This window comes from Mesorhizobium sp. LNHC229A00, assembly GCF_000502415.1.
In the GTDB taxonomy this organism is placed as follows: domain Bacteria; phylum Pseudomonadota; class Alphaproteobacteria; order Rhizobiales; family Rhizobiaceae; genus Mesorhizobium.
In genome coordinates this window covers 55,110-72,787 of the sequence record NZ_AYWQ01000010.1, presented here as the reverse complement: position 1 = coordinate 72,787, position 17,678 = coordinate 55,110, and the positions used below count along the sequence as shown (strand labels likewise).

The window sequence follows — 17,678 nt, the reverse complement described above, 5'->3', positions numbered from 1 at the left end:
CACAAGGCCTGGAAACGGCGCCCACAACCGCGCCGTCAGAGCCGCGACAGCGGCCTGCCGTGCCAGCCGACAAGGCTTCAGGCAGCAGCCTTGCCGCGCTTTGTCGCCTTGGCCACGACTGCCGGCGCAGCGGCCGGCTTGCGGCCAAGTCCCGTCGACTTCGCCAAGGCCGACCGGGTCGCGGAGTAATTCGGCGCGACCATCGGGTAGTCCGGCGGCAAGCCCCATTTGGCGCGATAGTCGTCAGGGCTCAAACCGTAGTCCGTCCTGAGGTGTCGCTTGAGCGACTTGAACTTCTTCCCGTCCTCCAGGCAGATGATGTAGTCGGGAAACACCGACCTTTTCGGATTTACGGCCGGAACAAGGCTCGGGCTTTCCACGACAGCCGCACCAGCCAGCTTTCGGACCGAGGCGCTGACGCTGGCAATCAAGTCAGGCAGGCCCGAAGCCGGTAGCGGATTGTTGCCTACATAAGCCGAGACAATATCGGCGGTTAGCTCGATAACGATCTTATCCTCGATATTTGACAATTCTTTCACCCTATTTGCGACAAAGTCGTCTACCCAGTGAAGACTTCTGTCGATGTATCTCTTTAACCGCGCCCCCAACGGGCCCGCCAATTCCCAAAACGAATCAAGACTTGGCGTCAACTACTTTTATGCGAAATCGACGTCGTGCAAATTAGAAAATCTAATACTTGTATACGGCAGACTTGGTTGAACGGCTGTCAGCCAATATCTCAAGAATACGCTTCCAGCGGGCACAACGCCCGAAATCCTTCTGCTCGATCGCCTTTTCGGCCCTCATCGCGGCGTAAAGTGGTGCCTCGGCGCCAAATTCCTCGATGAGCCAATGCGCTTCCTGCCTGGCGAGACGTTCATTGTCGTCAAACATAATTTTCCGCCTCCGAACGCTCCAGTCCAACAGCGATGCAACTGCCGACGACAAGGACGGCTCCGGCAATGGCTGTCGTCGTCAGCCGTTCGCCGGACAAGGTCAGCAGCAGTGTCGAAGCGATCGGCGTGAGATAGGCGATGACAGCCACCTTCGCGCTGCCTCCAAGTTTCAGGGCCCGCGACCAGAAGTAATAACCAAGCCCCATAGGGCCGGCACCGAGATAGAGCCCGAGGGCCAGATCCACTCCGGTGGGCCAGGCGATGCCTTCGCGAGCGGACCATATAAGCGTCAACGCGACGCCAACCAGCGACGATGGCAGCAACAGGCGGTCCGGCGAAGTGGCGAGCCGTCCCACCATCACCGAATAGAAGGCCATGCACAGCGCGGACCCGAATGCGCATAAATAGCCGGCGAGATCACCCTGAAACCAGGTGCGGTCGCGGCCTCCCGAAATCACCAGTGCGACGCCAACGAACCCAAGGGCCGCTGCAAGGCCCAGCAAAGCCGGACGCCGGGGATTTTCGAAGGCGATCACTGCCGCGGCAACCATCAAGGGCCAGGTGTAGGCCACGAGATTGGCTTCGATCACCGGCATCGAGGCGAAGGCGATATATTGCAGCACCATGGTGCCGACCAGACCGATGAAGCCGACCGCGAGCGGCACCAGCGCGGTGCTCGCCGTGATTGCCGTGGCTTTCTCCCGGCTCATCAACCGGATGGCCGCGAAGACCAGTGCGGCCCCAACAAATTGCAGGAACTGCACCTGCGACACCGGGTGACTGGCCAGCAGGGATTTGCCGACCAGCGCATTTGTCGACCACAACGCTACCGCGCCGGTGGCGAAGACCAGCGCGGACACCGAGCCTGATCCATGCCGAAAAAAGCGCCATGGGGCTCTATCTCTGCGCTCGGCCATGATCCTTTCCGAAAACCGGCTCCCTTTTTTCCGGATCATGGACTGTCACCATGATTCCCTAGCCCCACCCGGAACTGGTCCTTCGGCTGGGACCGGCGTCGGATGTTCCGCCTCGAACCGGCGATAGGCCGGCAGCTGATTGGTCCACACGTCCTCGGCCAGCTCATTGACCCATTCGCGGTCGTGATCGTTGTCGGCGGCAAGGTAAAACATCCTGTTGTCGTCGACATAGGGCTTGGCCACGGAGCGCTGGTTGAGCACCAGGGTGACGCGTTCGCCGAACTGGATCGGCGCCGTGCGGTGCAGGACGCCGAGGAACTGCCCGAGCGTCGCATATCTCATCTTGTGATCGATGCGCATGATGCGGTTGCGCGGAATCTCGCGGCCGGATTCGAGAATGGCGCGGCCGGTCTCGGAATCGTCGCAGTAGATTTCGAGATGGCCGCCGACCAGCGGATCGCTGATCGACAGCGGAATGAGTTCGGTGACCGGAACGCCGTCGCAATGCCATTCGACGGCGCCATCCCTGGGATTCATGAAGGTGACGGTCGAACCCACGATCGACAGCGGATAGGGTTCCAGCTTCGTGCCCATCATGTCGGACAGGCTCTCCAAGCGCAACTTGTCGTTCAGCAACTCCTTGATTTCAGGTATGAAACGGTCGGCGCCGGTGATGAAGGTCAGATCGAGGTGCTTGTGCACGGCATGGCTGGCCTTGAGCTTCAGGGCGGCCTCCTCGATCGCGGCAAGCAGTGCCGGATCATAGCCGTGCAGATACTGCGCAACGCCGAAGCTCGACACCTTCCAGGCGGTTTCGTGGCCGATAATGGCCTCGCGGCTCATCGCATAGCGCAATTCGGGTATCGTATGGGCGTTCATTGTACTTCTCCAAGTGGGGGCAAACACTTGGTTAACAGTCAATTAAATTAGCACCCCCTGTAAAATTAGGAATGCTAGTGCTACCGTAAGCCAAGCTTAAGGTCGAAACCGTGCGTCTGCTCAGTCAGGTCAACCTCAATTCGTTGAAAATCGTGGAGAGTGCTGCGAGGCACGGCAATTTCACGCGTGCCGGAGAAGAACAGTTCATCACCGCTTCGGCGGTCAGCCAGCGCGTCAAGAGCCTGGAGGACCAGCTGCGTTTCAAGATTTTCCAGCGAGGCGGCAATGCGGTGTCGCTGACGCCGGAGGGCGAGACCTATGTCTCGCGCGTTCGCGAGGCGCTGGAGCGTATCGTCGCCGCCAGCATGGAAGCGACCGGGCAATCACAGGAACATGTGCTGAAAATATCCGTGCTGCCGACATTTGCCGCGCGCTGGCTGTTTCCGCGCCTGCCGCTGTTCCAGCAGCAACATCCCGATATCGTGATGCGGGTTTCGACCTCGTACGCGACGCATGAGTTCACGACTTCCGAATTCGATCTGGAAATCCGCTATGGCGACGGCCATTTCAACGGACTGCCGTCCGACCTGCTGTTTCGGGAAGACCTGACCCCGGTGTGCAGCCGCAAATTGTTCCATGAGGTTCTCGGCGACAAGCCGGTGTCGAAGGTGACGCCGGACGACCTCAAGCACTTCACGCTGCTGCATTCCGACACCTGCACCCAGAACTGGCAATCCTGGCTTGGTTTCGCCGGGGCCAGTTTTGTGCTCAGCGAGACCAAAAGCATCTATTTCGACTCGTGCATGATGTCCTACGAGGCGGCCAATGCCGGAATGGGTTTTGCCGTCGCCAACCGTGCCTATATGGCCAGCGACATCCGCGCCGAGAGGCTGGTCGCGCCCTTTGCGGTCCATCATCCGAACACGGCCGGCTGGTATTTCGTCTCGCCCCACAAGAGCCTTGCCACGCGCAAGGTGCTGCGGTTCAAGCAATGGGTGATGGCGGAAGCGGCTCAGACACAGAGCCAATTGGATGGCGAAGTCACCGGCCTGGCTTCGGCGGCTGTCTAAAAAAATGCTGCGATAGTCCGCTCCAACCGTTCGCTGTCGAATTTAGAACGAAACCATCTGGATCAGGCGAAAGCCCTGCCCTCTTCGGTGCGCTGGAAATGCGCCAGATCGAGCGGCACTGACGGGCGGCCCAGGACCGTCAGGATCATATGCGCCTGGCCGCGGTGATGGGTCTGGTGATTGAAGACATGAGCCAGCGCGGGCGCCAGGCGTTGCGAGACGGTGCGCATGTCCGATACGGTCATATAGGTGAAACGACCCGACAGCGCCTTGTCGCCCAACCCGCCGAGCCAGTCGATAATCCGCCGGTCCTCGGCCTCGCGCGCTGTCCTCAGGACAGGCAAGGCCCGGAACAATACAGCGTCCAATGTCGTCGGCGCGGCGCCTTCGCCGGTGAAGCGCTTCATCCAGATGCGATCGGCGGCGAGCAGGTGGTTGAGCGTGCCCATCAGCGAGCCGAAGAAGGCGCCGACGTCGCGATTGAACTCCTCGTCGTTGAGATCGTCGGCGGCATCGTAGATGCGGCCGTTGGCCCATTGATTGTATGCCGCAAACATCGTGAAGTGCTGTTTCATTTTTTCCCGCCGGGCCTGTTTCGGGTGTCGGGAGCGATACCTAGACTGCAAAGGAACCCGCGCCAATGACCATTCTGCTTTATGATCTCGTCGGGCGTGACGAGGGCCGTCCGTTCAGTCCGCACTGCTGGAAGGCAACAATGGCGCTGGCCCACAAGGGGCTCGATATCTCGACCGCGCCGACGCGTTTTCTCGAAGTGCCCGCCGTCGAGGGCGGCGTTTCGAAAACCGTTCCGGTGATCCGCGACGGCGACAAGGTCGTCACCGATTCCTTTGCCATCGCGCTCTATCTCGAAGAGGCCTATCCCGATCGGCCTAGCCTGTTTGGCGGCGAAGGCGGCAAGGCGATGGCGCGCTTCATCGAGCGCTGGTCGCAATCGAACATCCACCCTTACGTCACCACAGCGGCGCTCGTCGACCTTCATGCCATGCAAGACGAACAGAATGGCTCGTATTTCCGCAAGAGCCGGGAGCAGCGCTTCGGCAAACGGCTGGAGGACGTCGTCGCCGCACGCGACGCCGGCCTGGCAATCTTCCGGGCGGCGCTGGAGCCGCTGCGCTCCATGTTGAGCTACCAGCCGTTCATCGGCGGCGCCTCGCCGCTGTTCGCCGACTATATCGTCTTCGGCGCACTGCAATGGGCGCGCATCGCATCGCCTTACAAGTTGCTCGAAGACAGCGACGTGGTGGCGCAGTGGTTCACCCGCTGCCTCGACCTGCATGGCGGGGTTGGACGAAAGGTTTCGGCGGCGGCGTGACGCCGCAACGGCCTTCTATCCGCAGGGCAGCTCGAGCACCGTCAACCTGTTGCGAAATCAGGGGCCGAACAGCTGACCTTACTTCGCAGCCTACTTTGGTTTGCTGGCTTTCGGCTTGCTGGCTTTGGCGATGAGCTTTTCTTGCTTGGGCGGGGCTTTTGCCTTGCCGGCGCCAGATGCCTTCTTGGCCGGCTTATTGCCCACCGTCGGCTTCCCCGCGTCCTCCCGGTCGACGTCGGCTGCCGCCTGGTGCCAATGGCGTTCGTGCTGACCGGGCGGGTGCCCTTCTTCCTGCCAGATCTGATGTGCACGGTTGCGAATGCGCTCCTGACGATCGTCTGTCATGGTCATGTTGTCTCCATTCGGGCCGACTTCAGCGCGGCGCCGACCTGGCGACTATAGCAAGCAAACCGTTGCTGTGCAGCCGTCTGATCCCACCGGCCGACGGGATCAGCCACGGAAGCACCGACCATTCCGGCCCTGCGCTGTCGCTCCGGGCGTTTGTCGTCCGGTAAGCCAAGCAATTGGCTTTCCGGATGCCTGCCGGACCACTCCTCACCCCCCGCTCCTCACCCCTCTTGGCAATCAGCCGGGCGGCTTGTATAGAGCCCGCCACTCTCAATTCGAATTCAGACAAGGACGACCCATGGCGCTCGAACGCACTTTTTCCATGATCAAGCCGGATGCAACGCGGCGCAATCTCACCGGCGCCATCACCAGGATGCTGGAAGAGGCCGGCCTGCGCGTTATCGCCTCGCGCCGGGTGTGGATGAGCCGCCGAGAGGCGGAGGGCTTCTACGCCGTCCACAAGGAGCGCCCGTTCTTCGGCGAGCTGGTGGACTCCATGTCCTCGGGCCCGACCATCGTGCAGGTGCTGGAAGGTGAGAACGCCATCGCCAGGAACCGCGAAGTGATGGGCGCCACCAATCCGGCCAGTGCCGCCGAAGACACCATCCGCAAGGTGCATGCACTCTCGATCGGTGAGAACTCGGTGCACGGCTCGGATGCGCCGGAAACGGCCGCGCAGGAGATCAAGTACTGGTTCTCCGATACCGAGATCGTCGGCTGAGCCGACACTGCACGTTGCATGCGAGAAGGCCGGTGTTTCGCTGGCCTTTTTCTTTGCTGGCGGTCAATTCTCGCGCACGAATCGCAGCATATCGGCATGCAGCCGATCCATATGCGTGGACATGAGGCCATGCGGCGCCCTCATAAACGAGGAACGGCAGTCCGGAATGAGCCGGGCCGACGGAATGCCCGTCAATTCGATGGGCGCCGAGCGGTCGCGGTTGCCATGGACGAACAAGGTCGGGCACCAAGCCGAAGACGAAGAACTCGGCGATCCTGTCCAGCATGACCGTTTCCCTTGCCCAGATCAGTCACGTGGCCAGTTGGGGGAAGAATTGCTGTCTTTCCGTGACGCCAGCACGGTATTATTCGGATGGCGGCCGCTTCCAGCGCCGGGCTGCCTGCGTATCGGTTTCCTTGGCCTCGACCCAGCCGCCTTCGGAGCCGTCGGTGCGATGTTCCTTCTTCCAGAAGGGTGCACGCGACTTGAGGTAGTCCATAAGGAAGTCCGCCGCCTCGAACGCCGCCTGGCGGTGCGCCGAAGCGGCCACCACCAGCACGATGTTCTCCCCCGGCGCGATCTTGCCATGGCGATGGATGACGGTGAGGCCTTGCAGCGGCCAGCGTTCGCCAGCTTCGGTCGCGATGCGGCCGATCTCGGCTTCAGCCATGCCCGGATAGTGCTCAAGTTCAAGTGCCGAGAGCGCGCCCTGCTCGTCGCGGCACAGGCCTGAGAAGGTGACCACCGCGCCAATGTCGACGCGCCCTTGGGTCAGTGCGGCGATCTCGTCGGCGACGTCGAAATCCGGGCGCTGAATGCGCACGGTCGCTACCAGGACGGCCGACATGAGTGTCAGCCCCCGGTCATCGGCGGGAACAGCGCGATTTCGCGCGCGCCCGATATCTTCTCGCGGTGGTCGACATGTTCCTGGTTGATGGCAACGCGGATCACGTCGGGATATTGCAGTGCGTGTTCGTAGCCTTCGCCGCGCGACCGCAGCCAGCGCAAGAGGTCGGCGACCGTCTCTATGCCGGCCGGCAGTTCAACATCTTCTTCCGGCATGCCGATCCGTTCGCGAACCCAGGCAAAGTAGATGAGACGGGTCGTCATCTCACTCGTCCATGATGTGCTTGAGGCCGGCGCGGAAATAGTCGTAGCCGGTGTAGAGCGTCACGAGGGCCGCGATCCACAGCAGCACGAGACCGGTCTGCGTTGTCAGCGGGAAGACCTTGTCGCCCGCCGGCCCTGCCAGCAGGAAAGCGATTGCGACCATCTGAATGGTGGTCTTCCACTTGGCGAGCTGCGTCACCGGCACCGAGACCTTGAGTGCCGCCAGATATTCGCGCAGGCCAGAAACCAGGATTTCGCGGCACAGGATGATGATGGCCGCCCACAACGACCAGCCGGCGATGCCGGCATGGCGGTCGGTGTCGGCCGCAAGCAGCAAGAGGCACGTGGCGACCAGCAGCTTGTCGGCGATCGGGTCGAGCATCTTGCCGATGTTGGAGGTCTGCTGCCAGGCACGCGCAAAATAGCCGTCGAAATAATCGGTAACGGACGCCAGCAGGAAAATGACCAGCGCCGACCAGCGAGCGAAGTCGCTCGATTTCAGATGGCCTTCGAGAAAAAAGCACAACACGACCAGCGGCACCGCGACGATACGGGCGTAGGTCAGTATATTAGGCAGGTTGAACGCGCGCTGGGCCATGTCTGGTGGACTCTTTCTGCCTGCGTACTCAAATCAGAAGCTGTTGTAGGGGGTCAACAGGCCAGATTCGACTGGCCAGCTGAAAGTGACGAATTTTTTCAACTATCGTGGAAATGATTGTAGACCAATTTGGCAACCTGCTCGGAAATGCCGTCGACTTTCCTCAGATCCTCGATGGCGGCGCGGCTGACCGCCTTGGCGGTTCCGAAGGCCAGCAGCAGGGCGCGCTTGCGGCCGGGACCGATGCCGGCGATTTCATCGAGCGGGCTCTTGACCATCTCCTTCTTGCGGCGGGCCCGGTGCGAGCCGATGGCGAAGCGGTGGACTTCGTCGCGCAACCGCTGGACGAAATAGAGCACGGGGTCGCGCACCGGCAATGAAAACGAGTCCCTGCCCCTGACGAAGAAACGCTCGCGGCCGGCGTCGCGGTCCTGGCCCTTGGCGATGCCGATGGCGACGACCCGGTCCTCGATGCCGAGATCCGACAGGATCTTGCGCACCGCCGTCATCTGGCCCTGACCGCCATCGATCAGGATGACGTCCGGCCATGCCGGGAAGCTGCCGGAAATGTCGTCCTCGATATCATCGCCCGCCTCGGCCGCCCTCGGCTCGCCCGCTGCCGCATCCTCAGCCATGGCGACATCGCCATGCTCCTTGAGCAGCCGCGAAAAACGCCGCTCCATCACTTCGCGCATCATGCCGAAATCGTCGCCCGGCGTGATCTCGGTCGAGCGGATGTTGAATTTTCTGTACTGGTTTTTCACAAAGCCTTCCGGCCCGGCGACGACCATGGCGCCGACGGCGTTGGTGCCCATGATGTGCGAATTGTCGTAAACCTCGATGCGCACCGGCGGCTTGGCGAGGCCGAAGGTCTCGGCGAAACCGGCAAGCAACCGCGCTTGCGTCGAGGTTTCGGCCAGCCGACGGCCGAGGGCCTCACGCGCATTCTGCAGGGCGTTGTCGGTCAGGTCCTTCTTCTCGCCGCGCTGTGGTACGGAAATCCCCACCTTGCGGCCGGCGCGGGTCGAGAGCGCCTCGGCCAGCAGGTCCTGGTCATCGACGGGCCGCGACAAGAGAATGGCACGTGGTGTCGGCTTGTCGTCATAGAACTGCGCCAGGAACGAGCCCAGCACTTCCGATCCCTCCAGCGCCGGATCGGCCTTCGGGAAATAGGCGCGGTTGCCCCAGTTCTGGCCAGTGCGGAAGAAAAACACCTGGATGCAGACCTGGCCGCCTTCCTGGTGGATGGCGAACACATCGGCCTCGTCGACGGTCGCCGGGTTGATGCCCTGATGGCTCTGGACGTGCGACAGGGCCGCCAGACGGTCGCGATAGATGGCGGCGCGCTCGAAATCGAGGTCTTGCGAAGCCTGCTGCATGGCAGCCGAAATCTCGGTCTTCACCTTCTGGCTGCGGCCGGACAAAAAGTCCTTCGCTTCGGCGACCAACTCGGCATAACCCTCATGCGAAATTTCGCCGGTGCACGGACCCGCGCAGCGCTTGATCTGGTAGAGCAAGCATGGCCGCGTGCGGTTCTCGTAGAAAGAATTGGTGCAGCTTCTGAGCAGGAAGGCGCGCTGCAGGGAATTGATGGTGCGGCCGACGGCACCGGCCGAGGCAAAGGGGCCGAAATAGTCGCCCTTGCGCGACCGCGCGCCGCGATGCTTGTAAATGCCGGGCGAGACATGGTCGCCGGTCAAAAGGATATACGGGAACGACTTGTCGTCCCGCATCAGCACATTGAATCGCGGCCGCAAACGCTTGATGAGATTGGCTTCGAGCAGCAGCGCCTCGATCTCGGTGCGGGTGACGACGAACTCCATCGTCGACGTCTCGCGCACCATGCGGCCGATGCGGCTGGTGTGGAATCTGCCTTGTGCGTAGTTGGTGACACGCTTCTTCAGGCTGCGCGCCTTGCCGACGTAGAGCACGTCGCCGGCGGCGTTCATCATCCGGTAGACGCCGGGCGCATTGGGCAGCCGCTTGACCAGCGTCTGGATCACCTCGGCGCCGACCATGCCTTCGGCGTCGCCTGCATGCGGCGTCCAGTCGATGACCGTGAAGGCGACATCCGGGCCAACCGGTTCGACGATCTCCTCCAGCGCCTCGTCCTCAAGGTCGATTTCGGGTGGAAGATCATCGGCGCCGCCGCGCGCCTTGTTCTTGTGATCCAAAGGACTCATTCCGCCATGCCTGTCACATCGGGCGTCTGCCATGCAAGATGCTGGCCGCCGTCGAGCGCGATCATCTGACCGGTGACCGAGCGCGCCTGCCAGAGATAGCGGATGGTGGCGCCGAATTCCGGCAATTCCGGGCCGCGCCTCAGAATGAGGCCAGCGACCTGCGCGTCAAAATCCGAATCGTCCTGGCGCACGTTCTTCAACGTCGGGCCTGGCCCAATCGCATTGACGCGGATGCGCGGCCCGAGCGCCTGGGCCAACATCTGCGTCTGCGTCCACAATGCCGATTTCGATAGCGCATAGGAGAAATAGCGCGGCGTCGGCCGCCAGACGCGCTGGTCGATGATGTTGACGATCAGCCCCTCCTGCCCTTCCGGCAAGGAGCGGGCGAAGTTCTGGGCCAACAGCGCCGGGCTTTTCAGGTGAATGGCAAAATGGCGGTCCCAGGCGCGCCAGTCGAAATCCTCGACGGAATCATCGACGAAGAGCGAAGCATTGTTGACCAACAGCGAGATTGGGCCCAGAGCGGCCTCCGCCTGTCCGACGAGGTCGCCGACGGCATCCATGTCGGTCAGGTCGGCCGCAACCACGGCGGCGCGGCCGCCCGACCGGTTGATCCCCGCCGCCAGCGCATCCGCCGCATCGTGCGAGCGATTGGAATGGACGGCGACCGCAAAGCCATGGCTGGCGAGGTCCTCGACAATCGCCTTGCCGATCCGTTTCGCCCCACCGGTCACCAGCGCTACGGCAGTGGCTTTGCTCATATGTGTCAATCCTCAATTTCGGCCGAAAACGCGACGCCGACGAAATATGGCCCGCCATGCGTTAAACGGCGTTCGCACCTGGGGCAACATTGTGGCGAAGTGCCCAGTTCGAGGTGCCGGGTCGTCTTGGACTCGGAACCGCAGGACCGCAATATAGGTCGCTGGAGTCCTTGCACCAAGCCGCGTGCAGCGCAGCACGAACTTGCTGCTGACATTTCGCTGTTGCGAAGATGCAACGTCAAGGTTCTGCCTCATTCGCGCCGGGGAATGACCCAAGTTCAGGTTCGGTTCAGCCGCATTTTGACACGACATTTGGAACCGACGAACGCCAGATCCGTTTCACCCCCCGGACGGGTCGATGGCGATCGTGAGAAACAAGCCTGTGTCCTGTGGCTTAAGGAGTAAAGAACAATGCAAGCCAATCTCAAATTCGCACGGCCGCTGGCTGTTGCGCTCGGGCTCTTCGCCCTCGGCGGTACCGCTTATGCCGCGGACGTCGTTTCGGAAGAGCCGCCGGCACCCGCTCCGGTTGTCGAACTTCCGGTCGCCTCGTGGGCCGGTCCCTATGCCGGTATCAACCTTGGCTACGGCTTCGGCGGCAAGACCAAGGAAAAGGATTTCGGCGTTTCGACCGATACCAAGGGTTTTGTCGGCAGTGTCTTCGGCGGCTATCAGTGGCAGCAGGAGAACTTCGTGTACGGCGGTGAAGCCGAACTCGGCTACAACGGCGTCAAGGGTGACGATAACGGCATCCACTCCAAGGGCGGCATCGAAGGCTCGCTGCGTGCCCGTCTCGGCTACGCCGTGACCCCGGAAATCCTGCTCTACGGCACCGGCGGTCTCGCCGGCAGAAGCCTGAAGGTGGAAGACTCGGTCATTCCTGCCAGCGACACCGCCACCATGCTCGGCTGGACCGCTGGCGTCGGCACCGACATCAAGCTGACCGACAATGTCTTCGGCCGCGTCGAGTATCGCTACACCGACTTCGGCTCGAAGAGCTTCGACGGTATCGGCAAGGTCAAGGCGACGGACAACCGCGTCACCTTCGGCCTCGGTATGAAGTTCTAAGTCGTTCAAGCCACGACACGAAAAGCCGGGCCTCGCGCCCGGCTTTTTTATGCCGGTCGCTCAGGCCGGAACCGCGGACTTCAGCTCCGGGAATTTTTCGTCGAAACGCGCCGCCCAGCGGGTTAACCGGCCGCGCCCCTTCTCCCACCGACCGCCAAAGCGCAGCGAGAGATAGCCAAGGCAGGCACGCAATGCCAACTGACCGGCCGTGATCTTCTTCGGCAGCTTTGGCGGATTGGCATTGAGCAGATCGAGTGCTGCCGTGATCTTCGCCCACTGGCGATCGAGCCAGGGCTGATAGACCATCTCTTCAGGCCGGGTGCGGCGTTCGTAGACCATCGACAGCGCGCAATCGCAGATACCGTCGGCCAGCGCCTCCAGCACTTCCGCTTCCAGACGCTTGTCGGGATTGCGCGGAAACAACGCGTTCTTTGAAAGCCGGTTGAGGTGCTGGGTGATGGCGCGGCTGTCGTGAACCGAACGGCCATCGTCGAGCACCAGCACCGGGATCTTGCCGAGCGGATTGGCGCCGATCAGTTCGGCCGGCCTGTCCTCGGTCTTGACCGGCACCTCATCGAGGGTGATCCCGGCATAGGCCGCGGCCATCCTTACCTTGGAGCTGTAGGGAGAGCTGGACGCGTAGAGCAGCTTCGGCATGATCCGTTTCCTGTTTGCAAGCATACAGTGTTGACCGCAGGACTGTCGCGATCAATTGCCAGACTGCAAAAAAAACAGCGGCCAGAAACCGGCTGCGGTTTCCGCCGTGGCATCACGACAAGCTTGATACCGGTACTGTGGAAAGTATCAGCAGGCCACGACAACAAGCCGCCGATTCGAACGTGCGCCCACACTTCCCTGGCACCCATGCTTCGCAGGCGCTAAGCGTCACGCCGATACCTTCGCCAACCGCCGCGAGGAGCGAAAGAGTTGGGCGAGCGAGGCAGCCAACCGGCGCCTCGCTTTGCTTGCCCCTCGGCCCCTTCCCGACGCTCAGCCCAGAGGGCTGAACCCGTTGCCGAACATACTGAGCGTCAGAGCGTCCTTGCCGGATCCCGAAGGACACGCGACGCCCCAACGATCCGTCTACTTCTTGGTCGGAGCCTTCGCCTTCGCAGGCGCTGCCTTTGCCTTCGGCGCCGCGGCTTTCTTCACCGCCGGCTTGGTCGCGGCGGCGGCTGCTTTCGCAGCTGGCTTGGCCGCCGGCTTCTTGGCCGGTGCCGCTTTTGCTGCCGGCCTCGCCGAAGTTTTCGCGGGAGCCGCCTTCTTAGCAGCGGGTTTGGCTGCGGGTTTGGCCGCCGCCTTGGCTGCAGGCTTCTTGGCCGGCGCCGGCTTCGCCGCGGCTTTCGCTGGCGCTGCCTTCTTCACTGCCGGCTTCGCGACAGCCTTGGCTGCCGCCGGCTTCTTAGCCGGTGCTGCCTTCGCTGCCGGCTTTGCCGCCGCCTTGGCAGGCGCTGCTTTCTTCACTGCAGCCGCGGCCTTCGCCGCGACCGCTTTTGCGGGTGCTTTCTTTGCCGGTGCCTTGGATGCCGGCGCTTTAGATGACTGCTTAGCCATGTCATGCCCCTTCACGTTATGCCGATGGCCGTGAATGACCCCGGCGCGCAATGCATATCTGACTCGCGTCTCGCTAGCCAGCGAAGCAATGGTATGATTTTCTCAACTTAAATTTTGGTTGCGATCCATACACAATCACACTCATCATCGCAAAATCCGCTGCTGATCTTCCGACGTCGCCAGCAAATCGATGCCGGCGTTCCCGATGCGATCTCGCCATCAAGATCCGAAGATTAGCGAGCCGCTTCACGCATGATCTTTGGGGGTGAACATCATGACCCGCCGCGTCATCGAGGTGATCATCTTTTGCAGGTGCGCGGTTCGCGCGGATCACGAGCGCGATGCGACGCTCGACCTGAAGATCACCTTGTCAAGCATGTTCCGAGGATCGGCTTTCCGACTGACAGAATACTCTGTGGTACAGAATATTCTGTCAACGAGATATGATCGCCTTCGGTTTCGGCCATACAGAAGCAAGTGACACCGCAAAGTCGCCAAGCCATATTGCCACAACCGAAGGCTTTGCCGCATTGGAGCCTATTGATGAGCGCCGACGACATTATCCACCAGAGTACACGGCTCAGGATCATGGCCGTCCTGAACACGCTGGAAAGGCGCGAGGCCCTGGAGTTCATCCAGTTGAAAGCCATGATCGAAGTCACCGACGGCAATCTCGGAGCACATCTCGATACGCTGGCCAGGGCTGGCTATGTCGACATTGAAAAGCTTTTCGTCGGACGTCGACCGCAGACACGGATCAAGGCCACGACGGCCGGGCGGCGGGCCTTTCGCGGTCACATTGCCTACCTTCGCAAGATCATCGATCAGGCAGAGGCAACGCGTCGTAGAAAATAACGAGCGACGAGCCTTGGCTCACCGCCTCACGATACGGTGAGCCGCCCGTGCGCGGATCGCGGCGATCGGACCGGCAGGCCCGAGCGCGAAGGCGGCCACCACGACGCCATACGCCAGAAGCGCAAACAGGCCGCCGCCCAGCGCCTTCCAGGTTTCCGGTGCCCGAGCATCGACAACAAGGTTGCAGCGAAAGGCGATGAAGATCGCCGGCAGCAATGCGCCATAGCCAGCAGGACCCAGGCGGTATAGGCGCCGACATTGCCCGCCGCACGAACGCCGATCGCGACGGCGGTCGATTGCCCGAACGTGAAATCTGGTTGACGATACATCCCGACCTTCGCCACCTCGCACGCAACGCGACGGTGATCGACTGGATCGAACGCACCATCACGAAACTGGGACGGATGTCCATTCCGGTTTAGCTGGATCAGGTTGAGAGAACCCTCAGCGCAGGACGCGGCAAAGGCCGTTATAGACCATCCAGCGATCGAAGCCAGAGACGCAGAACTCGACATTGTCGCCGATCGAGGCAAAGCCCTGGCCTTCCTCGATCAGATAGAAGATCGACCGGTCCCGGCCATCCGACAGGCTGACGGTTGCCCGGCAATAGTGACGGCCGATCGGCCATTCCTCGCTCGCCTGCTGATAGCGGTGCTGGCGAATGTCGCGAAAATCGGTGATGGCGACGTCAGGCAGATGAGGCACGTGATGCACCTGGTAGGAGAACCGATGCGTGATCTTGCTCAGCACCCAAGTCTCGCCACAGACGCTGCCATCGTCCTCAGTATAGACGCCGAGGTCGGCCGCCTGGACCACCCGGGTGATACCGAGAGGCGCGGCAAGGGGCGTGCAGAGCGAAATCAGGGCAGCAAGTGCGGATTTGGCGAAGCGAGTCATGGCAGCCTCTCGATGTCGATTGCGTGCACTGTGCGGATTCGCTCGGCGGCGGTCAAGCGGTTGCCGAAACAATGGTTTCCAGAAACCGGCGCCGGGCAGTTGCTGTAAGCAGCAACCCGCAGGTAACTGCTAAGTTCCCCGCGGACTGATCGTGCGGTCGGATGGAACGCGGCGATGGAAACTGACTATCCCGGCGGCGGGACCTGCTCGCCGGCCAACCATTCCAGCGACCAATGGGCCGGCTTGCCCACGGCGAGCAATTTGTGCAGTGCCGGCAGTATGGTTTGCAGTTCGCCTTCCAGCGTGAAGGGCGGATTGACCACCACCATGCCGGTTCCATCGAGGCTGGGATCGGAAGAAGCCGGCCTGATCTCGAATTCTATGTCGAGGATTTTCGAGATGCCGGATTGCTTCAGCGCTTTCCTGAAGGCGATCACCGCCTTGCGGTCCTTGATTGGATACCACAGCGCGTAGATGCCGCTGGGCCAGCGCCTGTGCGCCTTCACCAGCCCGTCGACGATGCGGCCGAACTCACCCTCTTCCTCGAAGGGCGGATCGATGAGCACCAGACCGCGCTTTTCTTTCGGCGGCAGGTGCGCTCCGAGCGCAAGCCAGCCGTCCAGCTCCATCACCTTTGTCTGGAAATCGCCGGCGAACTCCGTCTTCAGCCTGGCGGCGTCTTTCGGGTGCAGTTCGATCGCCGACAACCGGTCCTGCTTGCGCAGGAGATTGCGCGCGAGCAGCGGCGAGCCCGGATATTTCCTCACGCCGCCCTCGGGATTGAGCGAGCGCACCGCCGCCAGATAAGGCGCCAGCAACGCCGCCGCCTTCGCGTCGAAAGAGGCATCGACCAGCCTGCCTATGCCACCCTGCCACTCGCCGGTCTTGTGCGCTTCGAGTGACGACAGATCGTAGCGGCCAATTCCGGCATGCGTGTCGATGACGCGAAACGCCTTGTCCTTCTGCTTCAGGTAGTCGAGCAGGCGCGTCAGCACGACATGCTTGACGACATCGGCAAAATTGCCGGCGTGGTAGGCGTGGCGGTAGTTCACGTGGGCCCCCTGCCCCAACGTGGCGGCGGCGGCTGCGAATTCGGATTTTCCGGTCGCCCGCCAGCAGAACGCAAGGACAGCAAGAAACCGATCAGGCCGACCGCCATCAGCGAGAAGCCTATCGGCCGCGCGCGGCCGTCGATTTCCCCGGCACCGGAGCGCAAGACAAGGTCGACCGCTCGCATCGGTATGTCCTCCGCATCGCCTGGGCCGACCGTGAAGACGTAAGCGCCAGGGCTGACGGTGGCGATCAGGCCAGCCTCGTCGCGGAAGATCTTGTCGGGCAGTTGCGGGCTGGCCTGACGCGGATTGTCCACGTGGTTGAACTGCAGCGTCGACGCAAGCACCGTGTGGCCATTGGTGGCCGCGGTCAGCGTCAACACCGTGCGCTGCTGCGAAACGATGCGTTCGGCCCTCGCGGTCAGGTCCACCAGCACCCGCACCGGCGCATCGCGACCCCTAAGCGATACGGTCAGCGGCTTGAATCGGCCCTGCTCGTAGACCCGCCAGGTGCCGATTTCCCGGCCGGAAAAATTTGCCATTGCCCAGGGATACATGAGACCGATGCCGGTGCCGGCCAACAGGATCAGGACGAAGAGAAAGCGCATTCAGGCGGTCACCTTGCAATCAAACCTTGCCGGACGGTCGGCTTATATCGGCACCGTCGCGCAGGCGTTCCATTTCGTCCAGCAGCATGTCGAGGCCGAGTTCGAAGGTCTTGTCGAATTCGGCGGCGCCAAAAAAACGCCCGGCCTCCACGACGTTTGGATAGTCCCTGGCAAGTTGATCGTCGCTGACCGTGTTCACCGCGGACGGGCCTCTGGAATAGCCCGCGTTCTCGTCCAGCACCGCGCCAATCAGATAATAACCCACGGCGCGGAAGAGCCGCGCACCGCGTTCCGCATCGAAGCCGCCATCCTTGAACACGCCGATAATGCCGTTCAACCAGGCAAGGCAAGTCGGGGAATTCATCCGGTAGGTAACAATGAAAGTGGAATAGGCGGGATGCTCGCGGCCGATGCGGCGGAAATCGTCGGCGGCAACACGCATTCTTTGCCGCCAAGGAAGGCTGGCGTCGGGCACTTCAAGGGCGCCGATCAGCCGGTCGATCAGCGCCTCGTGCAGATGCGCCACCGAGGGGAAGTGATGGTAGATGCTCATGGCCTCGCAGCCGAGCGCGGCGGCGAGCTTGCGCATCGAAAAGCCGGAAAGGCCCTCCCTCTCGATCACCTCGAAGGCCGCGTCCTCGATCATTTCGCGCGACAGACGCCCGCGCGCTCTCTGTTTCGTGATTGATTGATCCATAGCGCCGCTTGACAACTTACAGTGTAAGGTTCATTTTCGCCGTCACCTTACATCGTAAGGCTAACAAAGACCAGAGGAGAAAACCATGTCGTACCATCGCATCGTCAAATCCGTGCAGTCTTCGTCCCAGC

At 61.9% G+C, this 17,678-nt stretch carries 22 protein-coding genes and 1 pseudogene; 5 read left to right on the top strand and 18 right to left on the bottom strand.

Annotated elements, in window-relative coordinates; genetic code table 11:
- Window positions 1-77 precede the first annotated feature (77 nt).
- The 4 genes from X742_RS149545 to X742_RS1000000174845 all read right to left on the bottom strand — a co-directional run bounded on the left by X742_RS149545 (window position 78) and on the right by X742_RS1000000174845 (window position 2,692).
- Complete coding sequence (locus X742_RS149545) at window positions 78-530, bottom strand: MucR family transcriptional regulator (RefSeq protein ID WP_023773435.1); 453 nt, start codon at window positions 528-530, stop codon at window positions 78-80.
- A 160-nt stretch (window positions 531-690) separates the two neighbouring features.
- Entirely contained in the window at window positions 691-894 is a 204-nt protein-coding gene (locus X742_RS149550; protein WP_023773434.1) for a hypothetical protein, read from the bottom strand.
- On the bottom strand, window positions 887-1,813 hold the full coding sequence (locus X742_RS149555) for a DMT family transporter (RefSeq protein ID WP_023773433.1): 927 nt from the start codon (window positions 1,811-1,813) through the stop codon (window positions 887-889). The genes X742_RS149550 and X742_RS149555 overlap by 8 nt, the downstream gene beginning before the upstream one ends.
- Before the next feature lie 45 nt (window positions 1,814-1,858).
- Window positions 1,859-2,692 carry a hypothetical protein gene (locus X742_RS1000000174845; protein ID WP_023773432.1) on the bottom strand — a complete coding sequence of 278 codons (834 nt, stop codon included), beginning with the start codon at window positions 2,690-2,692 and terminating at the stop codon, window positions 1,859-1,861.
- 110 nt (window positions 2,693-2,802) lie between these two features.
- Here X742_RS1000000174845 and X742_RS149565 point away from each other — a divergent pair, with 110 nt between their 5' ends.
- On the top strand, window positions 2,803-3,762 hold the full coding sequence (locus tag X742_RS149565; protein ID WP_023773431.1) for a LysR substrate-binding domain-containing protein: 960 nt from the start codon (window positions 2,803-2,805) through the stop codon (window positions 3,760-3,762).
- 62 nt (window positions 3,763-3,824) lie between these two features.
- Here the strand turns inward: X742_RS149565 and X742_RS149570 are convergent, their stop codons facing one another.
- Window positions 3,825-4,337: a DinB family protein gene (locus tag X742_RS149570; protein ID WP_023773430.1), complete on the bottom strand. Its 513-nt coding sequence runs from the start codon at window positions 4,335-4,337 to the stop codon at window positions 3,825-3,827.
- A gap of 65 nt (window positions 4,338-4,402) precedes the next feature.
- On the opposite strand from X742_RS149570, the gene X742_RS149575 reads away from it, so the two are divergent.
- Window positions 4,403-5,095: a glutathione S-transferase family protein gene (locus X742_RS149575; RefSeq protein ID WP_023773429.1), complete on the top strand. Its 693-nt coding sequence runs from the start codon at window positions 4,403-4,405 to the stop codon at window positions 5,093-5,095.
- 90 nt (window positions 5,096-5,185) lie between these two features.
- On the opposite strand, the gene X742_RS149580 is transcribed toward X742_RS149575, so the two are convergent.
- Window positions 5,186-5,446 (bottom strand): DUF2934 domain-containing protein, encoded by a 261-nt coding sequence (locus X742_RS149580; protein ID WP_023773428.1) that lies wholly within the window; start codon window positions 5,444-5,446, stop codon window positions 5,186-5,188.
- A 295-nt stretch (window positions 5,447-5,741) separates the two neighbouring features.
- On the opposite strand from X742_RS149580, the gene ndk reads away from it, so the two are divergent.
- A complete protein-coding gene (gene ndk / locus X742_RS149585; protein WP_023773427.1) occupies window positions 5,742-6,164 on the top strand; it encodes a nucleoside-diphosphate kinase in 423 nt (140 codons plus the stop codon).
- A 364-nt stretch (window positions 6,165-6,528) separates the two neighbouring features.
- On the opposite strand, the gene X742_RS149590 is transcribed toward ndk, so the two are convergent.
- The 5 genes from X742_RS149590 to X742_RS149610 all read right to left on the bottom strand — a co-directional run bounded on the left by X742_RS149590 (window position 6,529) and on the right by X742_RS149610 (window position 10,816).
- Entirely contained in the window at window positions 6,529-7,011 is a 483-nt protein-coding gene (locus tag X742_RS149590; RefSeq protein WP_023773425.1) for a molybdenum cofactor biosynthesis protein MoaE, read from the bottom strand.
- Window positions 7,012-7,016: 5 nt separating this feature from the next.
- Entirely contained in the window at window positions 7,017-7,274 is a 258-nt protein-coding gene (gene moaD, locus X742_RS149595) for a molybdopterin converting factor subunit 1 (RefSeq protein WP_023773424.1), read from the bottom strand.
- Between the two features lies 1 nt (window position 7,275).
- Entirely contained in the window at window positions 7,276-7,872 is a 597-nt protein-coding gene (pgsA, locus tag X742_RS149600; RefSeq protein WP_023773423.1) for a CDP-diacylglycerol--glycerol-3-phosphate 3-phosphatidyltransferase, read from the bottom strand.
- Between the two features lie 98 nt (window positions 7,873-7,970).
- The gene (gene uvrC, locus X742_RS149605; protein ID WP_023773422.1) at window positions 7,971-10,055 is read right to left on the bottom strand and encodes an excinuclease ABC subunit UvrC; all 2,085 of its coding nucleotides are present in this window, start codon (window positions 10,053-10,055) and stop codon (window positions 7,971-7,973) included.
- Window positions 10,052-10,816, bottom strand: coding sequence for an SDR family oxidoreductase (locus tag X742_RS149610; protein ID WP_023773421.1), 765 nt, complete (start codon window positions 10,814-10,816; stop codon window positions 10,052-10,054). Before X742_RS149610 ends, uvrC begins: the two co-directional genes overlap by 4 nt.
- Window positions 10,817-11,227: 411 nt before the next feature.
- On the opposite strand from X742_RS149610, the gene X742_RS149615 reads away from it, so the two are divergent.
- Window positions 11,228-11,884, top strand: a complete 657-nt coding sequence (locus X742_RS149615; RefSeq protein WP_023773420.1) for an outer membrane protein — start codon at window positions 11,228-11,230, stop codon at window positions 11,882-11,884.
- Window positions 11,885-11,944: 60 nt separating this feature from the next.
- Here X742_RS149615 and X742_RS149620 read toward each other — a convergent pair whose 3' ends face one another.
- Entirely contained in the window at window positions 11,945-12,541 is a 597-nt protein-coding gene (locus X742_RS149620) for a glutathione S-transferase family protein (protein ID WP_023773419.1), read from the bottom strand.
- A gap of 426 nt (window positions 12,542-12,967) precedes the next feature.
- Entirely contained in the window at window positions 12,968-13,438 is a 471-nt protein-coding gene (locus X742_RS1000000172670; protein ID WP_032924885.1) for a hypothetical protein, read from the bottom strand.
- Window positions 13,439-13,981: 543 nt separating this feature from the next.
- Here X742_RS1000000172670 and X742_RS149630 point away from each other — a divergent pair.
- Complete coding sequence (locus X742_RS149630) at window positions 13,982-14,293, top strand: transcriptional regulator (protein ID WP_023773416.1); 312 nt, start codon at window positions 13,982-13,984, stop codon at window positions 14,291-14,293.
- A gap of 51 nt (window positions 14,294-14,344) precedes the next feature.
- On the opposite strand, the pseudogene X742_RS149635 reads toward X742_RS149630, so the two are convergent.
- The 5 genes and pseudogenes from X742_RS149635 to X742_RS149660 form a co-directional block, all read right to left on the bottom strand.
- Window positions 14,345-14,589 (bottom strand): annotated as a pseudogene (locus X742_RS149635) (EamA family transporter); the annotation flags it as partial.
- A gap of 148 nt (window positions 14,590-14,737) precedes the next feature.
- Entirely contained in the window at window positions 14,738-15,190 is a 453-nt protein-coding gene (locus X742_RS149645; RefSeq protein ID WP_023773413.1) for a hypothetical protein, read from the bottom strand.
- Between the two features lie 185 nt (window positions 15,191-15,375).
- Complete coding sequence (locus X742_RS149650) at window positions 15,376-16,242, bottom strand: 23S rRNA (adenine(2030)-N(6))-methyltransferase RlmJ (protein WP_023773412.1); 867 nt, start codon at window positions 16,240-16,242, stop codon at window positions 15,376-15,378.
- Entirely contained in the window at window positions 16,239-16,850 is a 612-nt protein-coding gene (locus tag X742_RS149655; RefSeq protein ID WP_023773411.1) for a hypothetical protein, read from the bottom strand. The genes X742_RS149650 and X742_RS149655 overlap by 4 nt, the downstream gene beginning before the upstream one ends.
- Before the next feature lie 19 nt (window positions 16,851-16,869).
- Window positions 16,870-17,547, bottom strand: coding sequence for a TetR/AcrR family transcriptional regulator C-terminal domain-containing protein (locus X742_RS149660; protein WP_023773410.1), 678 nt, complete (start codon window positions 17,545-17,547; stop codon window positions 16,870-16,872).
- Between the last annotated feature and the right edge of the window lie 131 nt (window positions 17,548-17,678).

Excerpts from the sequence above, each read along its gene's own strand:
- X742_RS149550 (WP_023773434.1), bottom strand. The coding sequence starts at position 894 with ATGTTTGACGACAATGAACGTCTCGCCAGGCAGGAAGCGCATTGGCTC.
- X742_RS149555 (WP_023773433.1), bottom strand. The coding sequence starts at position 1,813 with ATGGCCGAGCGCAGAGATAGAGCCCCATGGCGCTTTTTTCGGCATGGA.
- X742_RS1000000174845 (WP_023773432.1), bottom strand. The coding sequence starts at position 2,692 with ATGAACGCCCATACGATACCCGAATTGCGCTATGCGATGAGCCGCGAG.
- X742_RS149570 (WP_023773430.1), bottom strand. The coding sequence starts at position 4,337 with ATGAAACAGCACTTCACGATGTTTGCGGCATACAATCAATGGGCCAAC.
- X742_RS149575 (WP_023773429.1), top strand. The coding sequence starts at position 4,403 with ATGACCATTCTGCTTTATGATCTCGTCGGGCGTGACGAGGGCCGTCCG.
- X742_RS149580 (WP_023773428.1), bottom strand. The coding sequence starts at position 5,446 with ATGACCATGACAGACGATCGTCAGGAGCGCATTCGCAACCGTGCACAT.
- ndk (WP_023773427.1), top strand. The coding sequence starts at position 5,742 with ATGGCGCTCGAACGCACTTTTTCCATGATCAAGCCGGATGCAACGCGG.
- X742_RS149590 (WP_023773425.1), bottom strand. The coding sequence starts at position 7,011 with ATGTCGGCCGTCCTGGTAGCGACCGTGCGCATTCAGCGCCCGGATTTC.
- moaD (WP_023773424.1), bottom strand. The coding sequence starts at position 7,274 with ATGACGACCCGTCTCATCTACTTTGCCTGGGTTCGCGAACGGATCGGC.
- pgsA (WP_023773423.1), bottom strand. The coding sequence starts at position 7,872 with ATGGCCCAGCGCGCGTTCAACCTGCCTAATATACTGACCTACGCCCGT.
- uvrC (WP_023773422.1), bottom strand. The coding sequence starts at position 10,055 with ATGAGTCCTTTGGATCACAAGAACAAGGCGCGCGGCGGCGCCGATGAT.
- X742_RS149610 (WP_023773421.1), bottom strand. The coding sequence starts at position 10,816 with ATGAGCAAAGCCACTGCCGTAGCGCTGGTGACCGGTGGGGCGAAACGG.
- X742_RS149615 (WP_023773420.1), top strand. The coding sequence starts at position 11,228 with ATGCAAGCCAATCTCAAATTCGCACGGCCGCTGGCTGTTGCGCTCGGG.
- X742_RS149620 (WP_023773419.1), bottom strand. The coding sequence starts at position 12,541 with ATGCCGAAGCTGCTCTACGCGTCCAGCTCTCCCTACAGCTCCAAGGTA.
- X742_RS1000000172670 (WP_032924885.1), bottom strand. The coding sequence starts at position 13,438 with ATGGCTAAGCAGTCATCTAAAGCGCCGGCATCCAAGGCACCGGCAAAG.
- X742_RS149630 (WP_023773416.1), top strand. The coding sequence starts at position 13,982 with ATGAGCGCCGACGACATTATCCACCAGAGTACACGGCTCAGGATCATG.
- X742_RS149645 (WP_023773413.1), bottom strand. The coding sequence starts at position 15,190 with ATGACTCGCTTCGCCAAATCCGCACTTGCTGCCCTGATTTCGCTCTGC.
- X742_RS149655 (WP_023773411.1), bottom strand. The coding sequence starts at position 16,850 with ATGCGCTTTCTCTTCGTCCTGATCCTGTTGGCCGGCACCGGCATCGGT.
- X742_RS149660 (WP_023773410.1), bottom strand. The coding sequence starts at position 17,547 with ATGGATCAATCAATCACGAAACAGAGAGCGCGCGGGCGTCTGTCGCGC.